11 protein-coding genes are annotated in these 13,947 nt (G+C 74.5%); 5 read left to right on the top strand and 6 right to left on the bottom strand.

Annotated features, from left to right (window positions below; genetic code table 11):
- The first annotated feature begins 2 nt into the window (after positions 1-2).
- Positions 3-548: a NifU family protein gene (locus tag ACGLYG10_RS15185; protein ID WP_073333873.1), complete on the top strand. Its 546-nt coding sequence runs from the start codon at positions 3-5 to the stop codon at positions 546-548.
- Between the two features lie 69 nt (positions 549-617).
- Here the strand turns inward: ACGLYG10_RS15185 and ACGLYG10_RS15180 are convergent, their stop codons facing one another.
- From ACGLYG10_RS15180 to ACGLYG10_RS15150, 6 genes are all read right to left on the bottom strand, one after another.
- Entirely contained in the window at positions 618-2,963 is a 2,346-nt protein-coding gene (locus ACGLYG10_RS15180) for a hypothetical protein (protein ID WP_073333870.1), read from the bottom strand.
- Entirely contained in the window at positions 2,960-3,640 is a 681-nt protein-coding gene (locus tag ACGLYG10_RS15175; RefSeq protein ID WP_073333868.1) for an ATP-binding cassette domain-containing protein, read from the bottom strand. The genes ACGLYG10_RS15180 and ACGLYG10_RS15175 overlap by 4 nt, the downstream gene beginning before the upstream one ends.
- A gap of 221 nt (positions 3,641-3,861) precedes the next feature.
- Positions 3,862-5,100 carry a TIGR04053 family radical SAM/SPASM domain-containing protein gene (locus ACGLYG10_RS15170; protein WP_244542710.1) on the bottom strand — a complete coding sequence of 413 codons (1,239 nt, stop codon included), beginning with the start codon at positions 5,098-5,100 and terminating at the stop codon, positions 3,862-3,864.
- Positions 5,097-5,903, bottom strand: coding sequence for a hydrogen peroxide-dependent heme synthase (hemQ, locus tag ACGLYG10_RS15165; RefSeq protein ID WP_073333865.1), 807 nt, complete (start codon positions 5,901-5,903; stop codon positions 5,097-5,099). The genes ACGLYG10_RS15170 and hemQ overlap by 4 nt, the downstream gene beginning before the upstream one ends.
- Before the next feature lie 17 nt (positions 5,904-5,920).
- Positions 5,921-7,435 carry a ferrochelatase gene (locus ACGLYG10_RS16745; RefSeq protein WP_244542709.1) on the bottom strand — a complete coding sequence of 505 codons (1,515 nt, stop codon included), beginning with the start codon at positions 7,433-7,435 and terminating at the stop codon, positions 5,921-5,923.
- A complete protein-coding gene (locus ACGLYG10_RS15150) occupies positions 7,432-8,751 on the bottom strand; it encodes a glutamyl-tRNA reductase (RefSeq protein ID WP_073333863.1) in 1,320 nt (439 codons plus the stop codon). The genes ACGLYG10_RS16745 and ACGLYG10_RS15150 overlap by 4 nt, the downstream gene beginning before the upstream one ends.
- Before the next feature lie 241 nt (positions 8,752-8,992).
- Here ACGLYG10_RS15150 and ACGLYG10_RS15145 point away from each other — a divergent pair, with 241 nt between their 5' ends.
- The 4 genes from ACGLYG10_RS15145 to ACGLYG10_RS15130 are packed head-to-tail and all read left to right on the top strand — an operon-like array spanning position 8,993 to position 13,921.
- On the top strand, positions 8,993-10,264 hold the full coding sequence (locus ACGLYG10_RS15145) for a uroporphyrinogen decarboxylase (RefSeq protein ID WP_244542708.1): 1,272 nt from the start codon (positions 8,993-8,995) through the stop codon (positions 10,262-10,264).
- Complete coding sequence (locus ACGLYG10_RS15140) at positions 10,261-11,850, top strand: protoporphyrinogen/coproporphyrinogen oxidase (RefSeq protein ID WP_073333861.1); 1,590 nt, start codon at positions 10,261-10,263, stop codon at positions 11,848-11,850. The genes ACGLYG10_RS15145 and ACGLYG10_RS15140 overlap by 4 nt, the downstream gene beginning before the upstream one ends.
- A complete protein-coding gene (gene hemC, locus ACGLYG10_RS15135; RefSeq protein WP_073333858.1) occupies positions 11,847-13,034 on the top strand; it encodes a hydroxymethylbilane synthase in 1,188 nt (395 codons plus the stop codon). The genes ACGLYG10_RS15140 and hemC overlap by 4 nt, the downstream gene beginning before the upstream one ends.
- A complete protein-coding gene (locus ACGLYG10_RS15130; RefSeq protein WP_073333855.1) occupies positions 13,031-13,921 on the top strand; it encodes a uroporphyrinogen-III synthase in 891 nt (296 codons plus the stop codon). The genes hemC and ACGLYG10_RS15130 overlap by 4 nt, the downstream gene beginning before the upstream one ends.
- Positions 13,922-13,947: the final 26 nt, after the last annotated feature.

Here is a 13,947-nt window from a genome sequence, read left to right as displayed (position 1 = left end):
CCATGAGCGTCGTCCCCACGCATCCCGTGGCGACCCCAGACCCGGCCGTGCTGCGTTGGGTGATCCCCGACGGACTGCTGGACTTCTCCGGGACCGTGGCCCGCGCCCCGCGCCTGCTGCAGACCCTGCTCGACGACGGCACCCTGGCCGGCATTGAGGTGGTGCCCGGGGCGGTACTCACGCTGCTGGGCAAGGGCCGCAGTTGGCGGGACGACGGCGCCCGGGTGCGCACCGCCCTGGTGGACGCGCTCGGCGCACCCGGGGCGTGGAAGCCGGCGGCGGGCGCCGTCGGGGTGGGGCCGGACGAGGCGCTGGAGGCGGCGGCCCGGGAGATCGCCGTCGGGCCGGTGGGGGCGATCGCCGCGGCCCACGGCGGCTCCTTCACCGTGCGGGCGGTGGCCGACGGCGTCGTCGAGGTGGCGCTGGAGGGCGCCTGCCGGGACTGCCCGGCGGCCGTGATCACAATGCATGCGCGCTTCGAGCACCTACTGCGCCGCCGCTGCCCGTGGCTGGCCGAGGTGCGCGAGGCGCCGAGGTCCGCGAGCTAGCGGGCTCACCCCGCCAAACCCCGCCAACATGCTCTGAATGGACGGGAAAGGCGTGCGCGAGGCGCCCGTTTAATCGTCGCCCTGGCTGCGGGGCGTGCGGGCCGCGGCCACCAGCAGGCCGAGGGCCACCAGCACGGACGCCGCGATGGGCATGGCCCACCACCAGCCGAAGGAGCCGGTCACCAGGGGATTGTTCATTATCAGCGTCGGTTGCGCCCCGAAGCGGCCGAGCAGGGCCGCCACCGCGGTGCACGCCACCACGCTCAGGCTCAGTGGCACCGCCAGGGCGCACTGCCCGCGCCTGCCGACGCCGTGGTCCCGCGCCTGCAGGCGCACGGGCCGCAGCCGCCCCAGGAAGGTGATCGCTGCCAGCCCCTGGCCGATCACCGCTACCAGGCTTGCCGCAATCGGCAGGGCGAGGGCCTGCCGCATCAGTTGGCGCTGCTCCGGCGAGTCCGGCTCGATTACAAAGGCGTAGCCGGCGCGGGTGATGACGTCGCTGCGGAAGGCGTCACGCTCATCGTCGGGCAGGGAGCCGAATTCCGGCAGGTAGATCGTGCGCACGTTCGATGGCTCCAGCCCCAGCGCCTCCACCTGCGGGTCGTCGGCGGCGAGCACCACGTCGGGCAGCCACTGGCTGTCCAGCAGATTCGACGGGGACAGCCCCGTCACCTCGGCGGTCTCCTCCACCTGGTCCGTGGCCAGAGTGAAGAAGACGCGCGTTGCCCGGTCCTCGGCACCGCCGTCCAGCAACTCTGTTGCCGCTGTGCCGGCCAGTGCGGAGGCGGGCCCATCCTCAGGCGCGAGCGCAATGAGCCCCAGGGCGGTGAAGCACATGGCGTCGGTGCAGTCCGACTTTCCCGCCGGAGCCACCCGCGGCCGCCGCTGGTCCTCACGCAACTCGGTGAATACCAGCGCCGACTCCATGGCCTGCGGGTAGGTGGTGGTAAGCACGGCGACGTCCTGCGCGGTCAGTCTCTCCACCGTCAGCGTCTGATCCTCTCGCCCATCGGTCCCGTTAGCGAAGTGGAGGCTCGCACTGTAGAAGGCGGCGAAGCCGGTGAACATCATGGTGGCCATGAGCACGCGCAGTGCCACCGTGAGGCAGTGGCGCACGGTCGCGCCCGCCGTCGGCGTGCGCCGTAGCCACGGCAGGCTGAGCAGCAGCACCGGGGCGGCCAGCGCCCCCACGATCACACCCAGGATGTGACCGGTCAGCACGCGGTGGGGCTCGGCGACGCGCAGGTAGACGAGCACCACCGCCGCGATCACGCCCACCGCGCCCAGCGCCACCCCGTAAGCGGGGCGTAGGTGCCAGGCCGCGCCCCGGGTGTCGGCCGACCAGCGGCGCAGCCGGCCCGGCAGTGCCCCCACCGCGGCGGCGAGCAGCAGCCAGGCCAGGATCAGGCCCCCGCTCTGCAACAGTGCCGGGCGGTAGCCGTCCCAGTACTGCCCCAGCGCGGAACCGATCGCTGCGTGCCCGAGGCCGAGGGCCACCTGGGCGGCGATGATCCCGAGAAAACTGCCCACAAGCAGCGTCAGCGGCATGCCAGCGCCGGCCAGCACCGCTGCGCGACGTGGCGTCGCCCCCGCGGCCCGCAGCGCCTCGGCGACGCGACCGGCATGGGGCCGATCCGCGGCCAGAGCTGCGCCGCAGGCGGTGCCGGCGCTCAGCAGCAGCAGCGCCAGCAGCACCGGAAACCCGGCCAGTTGCCGGGAGTTGACCTCCTGCACGGCAGACCGAACGGCATAGTCGGCCCCAGCTACCGTTACCGCACCGCTACCACACTGCTTACCCACCCCGATCTGTTCGCACGGGTCGGCGTCACTGAGCCAGGAGGAGATCGCCGCGCCGGCATCCAGGACCTCGCCGGATACCGCGACGGCCGTGGGCTCATCCGGCGCGGCGGGATTGCGGGTAATGCCGGTAACCGTGTACTCGGCTGTGCCTTCGGGAAGATCCTCCGAAGTCAATTCCAGGCGGTCGCCCACGCTCAGGCCCGTGCGCCGTGCGACCTCTGCGGAAATGGAGGCCTCGCCGTCGGCGCGCGGATAGGCGCCCTGCGCGAGCACGCCGGTGCGGGAGGGCCCACTCAGCACGGACACCTGCGCATCGGAGACGGCCTGCGGCCCGCTCAGGGCTGCGCTGGCGCGTAGCACGGCCACCGCCTGGCCTTCGTCCGCCAGCGCGCGCATGCGCTCGGACAGCTCGTCGCTGTCGCCGCTGACCTGGTAGCGGTAGCCGCCGAACTCGGCGCGCGCCCCGGCCTCCACGGTGGCCAGGAACGTGGCCCTGCCGCTCAGCAGCAGGGAGCCGAACAGCGCCAGGATGCCGGATAGCAGCAGCGCCACAGTGAATAGTCCCGGGCGCGCACGCACCGAGCGGGTAATGACCCGCAACTGCAGGCGGCTCACCGCTGGGCCCCGCCCGTCATGGCACCCGCCGTGGACGGCTCGGCCACGAGGTCATGGTCGTGAATGCGCAGCACCACGTCGGCGTATCCGGCCACCACCGGATCGTGCGTGGCCACCAGCACCAGCAGGCCGTCGTCGTGAGCCAGTTCGGCGAAGCGCCGGGCGATCTCCCGGGTGGCCTGCTCGTCGACCGCGCCGGTCGGCTCGTCGGCGAGCAGGACCTGCGGGGCGGTGGCCAGCGCGCGGGCGATGGCCACGCGCTGCTGCTCGCCACCCGAGAGGCTGCTCACCGCCGCATCGGCCTGCCCGGCGAGCCCGAGCCTGCCCAGCAGTGCGGCGGCGTCGGGGAAGGTACCGACGCCGCCACCCGCGGAGGCGAACTCCTGGGCCAGTTTCACGTTCTCGACCGCGCTCAGATACGGGACCAGCCGATAGTCCTGGTAGACCTGGGACACGCGCCGGGCACCGCCGGTGCCCGCCAGCTCGATCGTTCCGGTATCCGGTTCGAGCTCGCCGGTAATCAGGCGGAACAGGGTGGTCTTACCCGAACCAGAGGGCCCCATCACCGCGTACAGCCGCCCGGCCGCGAGCCGACAGGCAACGTCCCGGTAGATGACGCGCTCGCGTGTGCCGCCGTAGGCGAAGCCCACGCGATCGAATACGAGTTCCAGGGGCATGCGTCCTCCCGTCCTTGGGCCGGCTTCCCGCCCTTGGCCGACTCCTTCGCACGATAGCGCCCCCGCCCTCTGCTACGAGCTTTTGCACCCTGGTGTGTGGGAAATTGCCGCACACCAGGGTGCAAAAGCTCGTGATGGACGGGGAAGGCGTGCGCGAGGCGCCGAGGTCCGCAAGCTAGCGGGCTCACCCCGCCCGCGCGCTCATCGGCACCGGCATGCGTTCAGGCGGGTCGTCCCGAACGCGCGGGCGCGCTCAGCAGTGCCTTCACATCCTCGGGGTAGGGGAAGGAGCCGGGCTGGTAGGCGCACAGGGGCTCCTCCGCGTGCAGGTCCCCGGTGCTGTTGAAGGCCCGCGCCCGCGAGCCGCCGCACACACGGTTGTACTCGCACTCCCCGCACTTGCCCTTGAGCCGAAAGGCGTCCCGCACCCCGGTGAACACCTCGCTGTTGCGGTAGATCTCCGTCAGGGAGGCCTCGCGCACGTTGCCGGCGCTCTTCTCCAGGAAGCCGGAGGGGGTGACATCGCCGACGTGGGAGATGAACATGAAGCCGTTGCCACTGGAGACGGTGATCGGGGGCCGACGCCGCCGCTCGCCGTGGTCCAGGCCCAGCTCCACGATCCGCTCCCGCAGGCTGCGATACAGCGGCCCCAGGTGCATGGCGGTGATCATGTCCTCACCCTCGATGCCCCGCTGCGCCAGCGCGTAGCGCTGCAGGGAGACGCGCCGGAAGTGGTGCCCCTCGGTGGTCTTGGCGGGCACCGCCTCGCCCATGTCGTAGAAGATGTTGAGCACGTCCTCGATCTCGGCGGCGTCCAGGCTGCCCAGGTCCACCCCACGGCCCGTGGGCACCAGCAGGAACCCGGACCAGGTCATCGCCCCGTACTCGCGCACGAGCGCGGCGATGTCCGGCAGCTCGTGGACGTTGTGGCGGGCGACGACGGAGTTGATCTGCACCTTCATGCCCAGTTCGCGGGCCGCCTGCCAGCCGGCGACGGTGCGGTCGAAGGTGCGCTCCACGCCACGGAAGGCGTCGTGGGTGGCGGCGGTGGCGCCGTCGAGCGACAGGGAGATGACCCCGGCGCCCGCGTCCTGGATGCGGGCCAGGGACTGCTTGTTCAGCTTGTCCGTGCCGGAGGGGGACACGGCCATGTGCAGGCCCATGTCACTGCCGTAGGCGACCAGCTCGGCCAGGTCGGGGCGTTCGAAGCAGTCCCCGCCGGTGATGATGAAGATGACCGCCGGCTTGCCGAAGGAGGCGGCCTCATCCATGAGGGCCTTGGCCTCGGCGGTGGTCAGCTCGCGGGGGTCGCGCAGGGGCCGGGAGACGGCCCGGCAGTGGCGGCAGGCCAACTGGCAGGCGCGGGTGGACTCCCAGGTCACCAGCATGGGGCGCTGCGCCGGGTCGTGGTGCGGCATGCGCACCGGCCGGGCGGTGCGGGGGCGCGTGGCGGTGCTCATGCGCGGGGCTGGCGTTCGGCCCACTCGTGGGGGCTGACGCGGCAGCCGGTGTAGAAGGGGGTGTCCACGCGCACGTGCAGGCGGGCCTCCGTGTAGCGCTGGTGGTGGATGACGCCCTCCAGGCGGTCCAGTGAGTCGGCCTCGAAGCCGAGCACCCACTCGTAGTCGCTCATGCCGAAGGCGGCCAGCGTGGAGCCCTTGACGTCCGGGTACTTGGAGAAGCCGTTGCGGCCGTGGGCGGCCATGATCCGCGAGCGCTCCTCGGGCGCCAGCAGGTACCAGTCGTAGCTGCGCACGAACGGGTAGACCATGCACCAGTCGCGCGGCGCCACACCGCCGAAGCAGGCGGGGATGTGCTTGCGGTTGAACTCGGCGGGCGTGTGCAGTCCCATGCAGGACCACACCGGCTCCAGGTAGCGGCCCAGGGCGCTGGCGCGCAGCCGGTGGTTGGCGTCCTGCAGCTTCTCCGGGTCGTCGTCGAGCCACCAGACCATCAGGTCGGCGTCGGAGCGGAAGCCGGACACGTCGTACCAGCCGCGCGTGGTCACCTCGGAGACGTCCACGAAGTGGGTGGACTCCCCCACCAGGCGACGGCGCGTGTCCTCCAGCGGCGGCAGCGGCGCCGCCAACCGGTAGACGGCGAACAGGGCGTAGTGATTGTTGTTGTTGACGGCGTCGAAGTCGACCTCGGCGGCGTCGCGCGGGTCGTGGAAGGGGCGGCGCTCCTCATCCTCGAAACGGTGCAGGCGCGGGGCGCCCTGACCGGAGTCGACTTCGGGGTGAGAGTTCTCGTGGTCGCTCATGGTGTCTCCTTCGTCGATTACTGGTGGGTGGTGGCGTGGGGGTGTTCTCCGCCCGGGTGCCCGGCGGGCCGGCAGCAGGTGGGAGGGCAGACGGTGTGGAAGGGACCGGTGCCGGTGGTGGACTCGGGGCGCACGTCCTCGCCCCGGGCGACGGCGGCCCGCTCGGCGAGCACGTCGGCCAGGGAGGCCACGAACTCAGGGTGCGTGCCGGCCGTGGCCGCGCGCGCGTAGGGCAGGCCCAGGTGTGCGGCGGTATCGCGGGCCTCGGTGTCCAGGTCGAAGACGACCTCCATGTGGTCGGCCACGAAGCCAATGGGGGCGACGACGACGCCCGCCGGCACCGCCACAGCCCGCCCGTCGGTCAGGCGCCCGGTGGCCAGTGCCTCAAGGTGATCGTTGACGTCGGGCTCCAGCCAGCGGGCCTGCGGCGGGCCGGAGCGGGAGCAGTAGACCAGGTCCGCCTGCGGGCGCCTGCCCAGGCGGGCGGCGACGGCGTCCAGCAGCACCGCGGCCAGGCGCTCGTGCTGGGCGACGTAGGAGATCTCGGTGGACAGGTCCGCGGCAACGCCGGGCTCCGGGAGGGAAGGGTGGGGGAGCCCCCCTCGGCTACCATCCGCGCCGCTCGTTCCTCGCGGCGCTCCCGCCAGCCCCGCCACGCCTTCGGAGACCTCCCCGGTCCCCCAGGACTCGCGGGAGGGGCCGGAGAGCTCTCCTCGGCTACCATCCGCGCCGCTCGTTCCTCGCGGCGCTCCCGCCAGCCCCGCCACGCCTTCGGAGAACTCTCCGGCCCCGCCAGTGGCACTGCCCGATCCAGCCTCTCCCGAGTCGGCACGCTCCTCGGCGCTTGGGGCCGACAGCTCCTCCATCGAGGTGGGGATGGAGTGGGTGACCAGCACCAGCCGGATGCCGTCGGCGCTCACGCCGTCGGCCACCAACTGGTTGAAGGCGGTGACGATGGCGTCGGTGTTGGCGGCCAGCATGCCCGACGTGTTGTAGAAGGGGCGGGTCTTGTCCACCACCAACTCCACCGGCGCGCCCCCGGCGCCACCCACGCGGGCGGCGGCGTCCGTCTCCCGACCGCGCCCGGTGGAACCGTCCTCACCGGCAGCCAGGAGGGCGAGCGCGCCGGCGACGTCCTCCCGGTACTGGCGGCAGCCGGAGTAGGAGGCGTAGGCGGCGGTGGTGAGGGCCAGGATGCGGCGGGCACCGCCGTCGGCGAGCTCGCGCAGGGCCTCGGAGACGAAGGGGTGCCAGTTGCGGTTGCCGATCGCCACGGGCACCCGGCTCCCGCGGGCGGCCAGCTCGGCGCGCAACGCATCCAGGAGTTCGGCGTTGCGGGCGTTGATCGGGGAGACGCCGTCCCAGCGGCCGTAGTGGCCGGAGACCTCGCGCAGCCGGGAGTCGGGCACGCCCCGGCCGGCGGCGGCGTTGCGCATGAAGGGCAGTACGTCGTCGGGGCCCTCGGGGCCGCCGTAGGACAGCAGCAGGACGGCGTCGTAGGGGGCGAGCGGGTCGACGGCGGTGGGGCTCATCGAGCCTCTCCCGGGGTCGCGGCTTCACGCAGGTCCGCGGCGATTTCTACACCCAGCAGCAGGTCGAGGGCGTCGAGGTAGTCCTGGCCGCGGCCGGCCTCGGCGGCGGCGCGGGCGGCGACCGTGGGATGGTGCAGCATGCGGGCGGCCAGGTGGTGCAGGGCGCGGGCGGCGTCACCGGCGTCCACACGGCCGTCGACCACGCGCAGGCGGGCGACCTCCTCCTCCACCAGTTCCGCGACGTGACTGCGCAGGGAGCACACGACCGGGTCCATGCGCCGGCCGCACAGCATGCGTTCGAACAGGGCGGTCTCCTCGTCGACGATGCGGCGGGCGGCGTCGACCTGCCGCGCCTCGGCCGCGGGCACGGCGCGCTGCACGCTGGGCAGGTCGATCAGCTTCACGCCGGGCAGGGAGCCGACCGCCACCTCCACGTCGCGGGTCAGCGCCAGGTCGAGCACCACCAGGGGGCGCCGACCGGTCGCCTCGACGGCAGCGGCGTCGGAGACCCGCCCGCGCCCGGCGACGGCGGGGGCCACGAGCTGCCGGGTGAGCACGGGCGCCCCCAGGCCCCGGCAGGTGATGACCAGGTCGGCCGCCTCCAGCGCGCCGGGGAGCTCGGCGTCGGTCACGGCCCACAGGCCCCGGCCTACGGCGAAGGCCTGCGCCCGGTCGGAGCGGGAGTAGACGGCGATGTCGGTGACACAGCGGCGACGCAGGGCGGTGACAGTGGCGCCCGCATAGGCGCCGGTGCCGACGATCAGGACCCGCACGCCCGGCAGCGGCGGCAGGTGGCGCGCCGCCAGGTCGATACCGACGGCGACGACGGAGCGGCCGTTGCCGGCCAGGCCGGTCTCGTGGGCGACGCGGCGGGAGGTCGTGGAGGCGTGCTCGACGGCGCGGGTGAGGTCCGTCGACAGGGTGTCCTCCTCGGCGGCGACCCGCATGGCGCGGCGCAGCTGCCCGGCGATCTCACGCTCACCCACCACCATGGACTCCAGTCCGGCGGCGGTCGCGAACAGCTGGGAGACGGCGTCCGTGCCGCACCAGGCGGTCAGGTCGACGGTGTCGGCGCGCAGATCCGCGCGCCGGGCCAGGCCGTCCGTCACCTGTCGGCGCAGGCCGTCCGCGGCGACGGCCTCGGGCGCGTCGAGCAGGAGGGCGAGCCGGTTACAGGTGCCCAGGACGATGACGCCGCGCAGCGCGGGGACGGCGCCCATCAGGTCGGGGCCGAGGTGCGCGGCGGTGGCGCCCAGGCGGGCGACCGCGTCGAGGCCCTGGGTGCGGTGGTCGGCGGAGAGGAGATGAATCGTCACAGCGGGTGGTAGTTAAGCATTGGATGCCGTTCGGGGCACAATTATCACCGGCGCGGCCGCCCCCTATTCCGACGGGCCGTCAGAAAACCTTTCCGACGACCCGTCCGATACGGGAGAAACCGCGCCATTCCAGCCGAGAATAGTGATTGCGGGAATGTTCGACCGACCGGCCGAGCCATTTTGTTAGGGGTTGCTTAGCAACGCCACGTCGCGTCATTTCCGCGAGGACGAGGACCATTTCGTGACAATTTCCGTGCGGAATTCCGCCGGGGCGCGCGGCGGCGATGAGCACCGGCCGGCCCTGCTGGAGGCGCTGGCCGGCCGGCGGCCGACGCGCACACCCGTGTGGTTCATGCGGCAGGCGGGGCGCTCGCTGCCGGAGTATCGGGTGCTGCGCGCCCAGGCGGGGGCGTCCATGCTGGACGCGTGCCTGCGGCCCGAGCTGGCGGCGCTGGCCACCGTGCAGCCGGTGCGGCGTCACGGGGTGGACGCCGCCGTCCTCTTCTCCGACATCATGGTGCCGCTGCGGCTGGCGGGCGTGGAGGTGCGCATCGAGCCCGGGGTCGGCCCCTTGCTGGACACCCCGGTGCGCGACGCCGCCCAGGTGCGCCGCCTGGTGTCCCGCCGCTACGGGGAGGCCGAACGGGCGGGAACCGGCGCCGACGGCGTGGCGCTCGACGGCGCCGCCGGGGTGGCGGCCGTGGAGGCGGCCGCTCGCGGCGTCGTAGCCGAACTGGGCATTCCAGAGCGGCCGGCCGACTCCGCGCCGGGCGCACTGTCCCCCCGGGCCCGGGCGGGCCTGGCCGAATCGCGGGGCGGGGCCGGCTGGACGCCGCTGCTCGGCTTCGGCGGGGCGCCGTTCACCCTGGTCGCCTACCTGGCCGAGGGGCGCCCGTCGCGCGACCACCTGGCCGCCCGCACGCTCATGCACGCCGACCCGGACGCCTGGGACCGGCTCATGACCTGGGCCGCGCACCTGACCGGCGCATTCATGGCCACGCAGGTGCGCGCGGGCGCGGCCGCCGTGCAGCTGTTCGACTCCTGGGCCGGCGTCCTGCCCGCCGCCGACTACCGGGAAAAGGTCGCCCCCTACTCGGCACTCGCCCTGGACGTTGCCCGCGAGGCGGTCTCCCCCACCACCGGGCGGGTGGCCCCCGCAATCCACTTCGCCACCCGCGCCGGCCACCTCCTGCCCGAACTGCACCGCACCGGGGCCGACGCCGTCGGCGTGGACCAGTGCGCCGACCTGGCTCAGGCCGGCCGACAGGTCGGGGACCGCCCGGTGCAGGGCAACCTGGACCCGGCGCTGCTGGGGGCCCCGTGGCAGGTGCTGGCGCGGGGCGTGGACGCCTGCCTGGAGGCGGGCCGGGCCGCGCCCGGCCACGTGTTCAACCTCGGCCACGGGGTGCCGCCGCACACGGACCCGGACGTGCTCACCCGGGTGGTGGCGCGCGTGCACGGCTCGCAGAGTTGGGAACGCACCGCATTGGCGGGATGGGATGGTCAGGCATGAGCTATTCGCAGCAGACACCGGTCACATACGACGCCCTGGTGGTCGGCGGCGGCATCGGCGGGCTGGCGGCCGCCTGGGAGCTGACGCGCGCCGGGCTGCGGCCGCTGCTGATCGAGGCGCGCGGTTACACCGGCGGGCTCGTGGCCGGCGGCGCCATCGGCGGGGTGCGCATGGACCTGGGGGCGGAGGGCTTCGTCATCCGCGGCGACGCGATCACACAAATGGTCGACGCGCTCGGACTGGAGGTAGTCGGGCCCTCAGGCGGCGGGGCACGCCTGTTCCTGCCGCCCCTGGACGGCGCCGACGCCGGCCCCGGCGCCGAGCCGGACCCGGCGCGCGGCTGGCGCCTGCATCGCTTCCTGCGCGACGCCTACCTGGGCATTCCCGCCGATCCACTGGCCGACGACGTCGTCGCCGTCATCGGAGCCGACGGGGCCGCCCGGGCGGCCCGCGACGCCGAGCTCGCTGGATCGGTGGGCACTTCCCCGCAGGACCCGGCCGACCTGGCCGCATTCGTGCGCACCCGCATGGGCGAGGCGGTGTTGGACCGGCTGGTGCGGCCGATCGTGGCCGGCATTCACACCGCCGACCCGGCCGACCTGGCCGCCGACACGGTGGCGCCCGGCCTGCGTCAGGCCACCGCTCGGCTGGGCTCGCTGCAGGCCGCCGTCGCCGAGATGCTGGAGCGGCGGCGAGCCCGGCGGCGCGGCGGTGGCGCCGCGGACGTGACGGTCGCGGGCGGCCTGTTCCGCCTGACCGACGCCCTGCGGGCGTCGATCGAGGCGGCAGGCGGGCGGGCACTCACCCGCACCGGCGCCCAGTGGCTGCGCCCGGCCGACGACGGCTGGGAGGTGGGGATCGCCCCGACCACCCGGGGGGCGACGCCGTCGGCCGAGCCGGTGGCCGCCGGGCCGGAGCAGGTGGTGCGCACACGGCGGGTGATGCTGGCCTGCTCGGCGACTGCGGCGCTGCGGCTGCTGGCGGGTGCGCCGGGCGTGGACACCGCGTTGGAGGTGCCGGTCGGCTCGCCGATCGCGCGCTTCACCCTGGTGGCTCGCGCCCCGGAGCTGAGGGGCGCGCCGGTCGGCTCCGGCCTGCTGGTGGCCCCGGCCGCGCCCGGGCAGGTGCCGGTGCGGGCGAAGGCGCTGTCGCACCTGTCGGTCAAGTGGCCGTGGATCGGGGAGGAGCTGCGGCGCCTGCACGGCGGGGCGGCCCCCGAGCAGGACGAGGTACATGCGCTGCGGCTGTCCTACGGGCGGCCGGGTGAGCCGCGCCCGCAGGTGGAACTGGACGATGTTCTCAACGACGTCGCCGTGCTGACCGGGGTGCGCATCCCCCGGGCCGACGTGATCGACTCGATGCTGGTGCGCTGGGACGGGACGCTGCCGCCGGTGACGCCCGCCTACCGCGAGCGCACCCGGCGCCTGCTGGCCGAGGTCGCCCCGCTGGAGGGCTTGGCGGTCACCGGGGCGTGGGTGGCCGGGACCGGTATCGCCGCCGTCGTCGCCCACGCCCGGGAGCAGGCGGCCGCGCTCGCGGGAGCGGACAGTACGAGCCGCGTCGTCACACCGGAGGGGCGCGTATGAACGCCGGCACCACGATCGGGGCGGGCGGACCGGCGGCGCGGACGGTGCGCCTGGGCACCCGCGGCTCGGCGCTGGCAGTCGCCCAGTCCACCCAGGTGGCGCGGGCACTGGCCGCGGCCTCCCGGCGGATCGGCGCCGACCTGGAGGTGGAGCTGGTCCAAATCCGCACCCGCGGTGACGTGGACGCCACCCCGCTGACGCGGCTCGGCGGCGTAGGCGTGTTTGCGGCGGCGCTGCGCGAGGCGCTGCTGGCGGGTGCCTGCGACCTGGCGGTGCACTCCTGCAAGGACCTGCCCACCGCCGCGGTGCCGGGCCTGCGCATCGCGGCGGTGCCGGCCCGCGAGGACCCGCGTGACGCCCTGTGCACGGCGGACGGGCGCACCCTCGCGGACTTGCCCCGTGGGGCGCGAGTCGGCACCGGCTCGCCGCGGCGCGGCGCACAGTTGTTGGCCGTGCGCCCCGACCTGGAGGTTGTGCCCGTGCGCGGGAACGTGCCCACGCGGCTGTCGCGGGTGGTTGGAGCGGTGGTGGGTGCGGACGGCCCACTAGGCGCGGTGCGCGAACCCGACCTGGACGCCGTGGTGCTGGCGCTGGCGGGTCTGCGCCGCCTGGGTCTGGACGGCTACGCGACCCAGCCGCTCGCGCTGCCCCAGACCGAAATTGCGGGAACGGGCGTCGTTGACCCGGCCGACCCGGCGCCCATCATGGTGCCGGCACCCGCGCAGGGCGCGCTGGCCCTGGAGACGCGGGACGAAGCCGGGGCCGGAGCAGACCCGAGCGGCGTCGCAGCCGGCGTGGAACCCCTTGTGGGCGGAGCCGGCCGCGACCCGGGCCTGGCCGCGGCGCTGGCCGCCGCCCTGGCCGAGTTGGACGATCCGGTCACCCATGCGGCGGTGGCCGCCGAGCGGGCCCTCATGCGGCGCCTGGAGGCGGGCTGCGCCGCACCGGTGGGGGCCGTAGCCGTGCCCGCGCCGCGCGCCGACGGCAGCAGCGGGCTGCGACTGGACGCCGTCGTCGCCGCGGCGGATGGGACGCGACTGCTGCGGGAGTCGGCAGTCGGAGACCAGGCGGAGCCCGCCGGGCTCGGGGAGGCGGTGGCCGAGGCACTGCTGTCGGCGGGCGCCGCACAGCTGGTCGACCTGCACGCGAGCCTGCCCGACCGCGGCCGCCGGGAGGCGCCATGAGCCCGAAGACCGCCGCGCCGGGCTCCGCAACCACCCCTCTGGCCGGGCGGCGCATCCTGTTGCCGCGCGCCAAGCCCGGCGACGCCATCGCCGCCGAACTGGTGGCTGCGGGCGCGCGGGTGCTGTGCGTGGGAGTCACCCGCGCCGTCGCCGGGCCGGCCGAGCCCCGCATGCGCGCCGTCGCACAGCTGGCGGCCGGCCGCTACGCCTGGGTGGTGCTGACCTCGGCGCGCACCCTGGACTTCTTCGCCCTGGGCTCCTTGAGCGGCCGTGAAAAGACCCCTGCCCGCGCGAAGGCCGACGACGCGGCCCTGTCCCCCGGTGACACCGGGCGGCCGGGCGACGCGCCCATGCACACCGGACTCGCCGTCGTCGGGGCGGGCACGGCCCAAGCCGTGCGGGAGCAACTGGGTCGCGAGCCCGACCTCATCGCCGCGGGCAGTGGTGCCGCCCTGCTGGAGCTGCCCCAGTTGAGCCGGGGCCCCGGCCGCGCGGCGGGCGCATCCGGTCGCCGCCTGCTGCTGCCGGGTTCGGCGCTGTCCTCACCCGTATTGCGGGAAGGCCTGGCCGCGGCCGGCTGGCAGGTCGATGCCGTGCCCGCCTACACCATGGAGCCGGTCCCCGCCGCCGACCTGCCGGAGGGGTTCGCCGCCGAGTGGGCGGGCGGCGGTTTTGACGCGGTGGTGCTGGTGGCCGGCTCCTCCACACGGGCTCTGGTCGGCCTGGCCGGGCCGCCTCCGCCCGCCACGCGCGTGGTCGCCATCGGCGCCCCGACCGCCGCGGCCGCGCGCGCTGCCGGACTGCGCGTGGACGCGGTGGCGGCCCGCCCGACCCCGGAGGCGATCCGCGACGCCTTAGCCACGACGCTGCCGGATCCACCACACTGAAATCACATCCTCCACCACTCGCCCGC

This window comes from Actinomyces glycerinitolerans, from assembly GCF_900098745.1.
In the GTDB taxonomy this organism is placed as follows: Bacteria; Actinomycetota; Actinomycetes; order Actinomycetales; family Actinomycetaceae; genus Actinomyces; species Actinomyces glycerinitolerans.
This window is presented reverse-complemented; position numbering and strand designations above follow the sequence as displayed.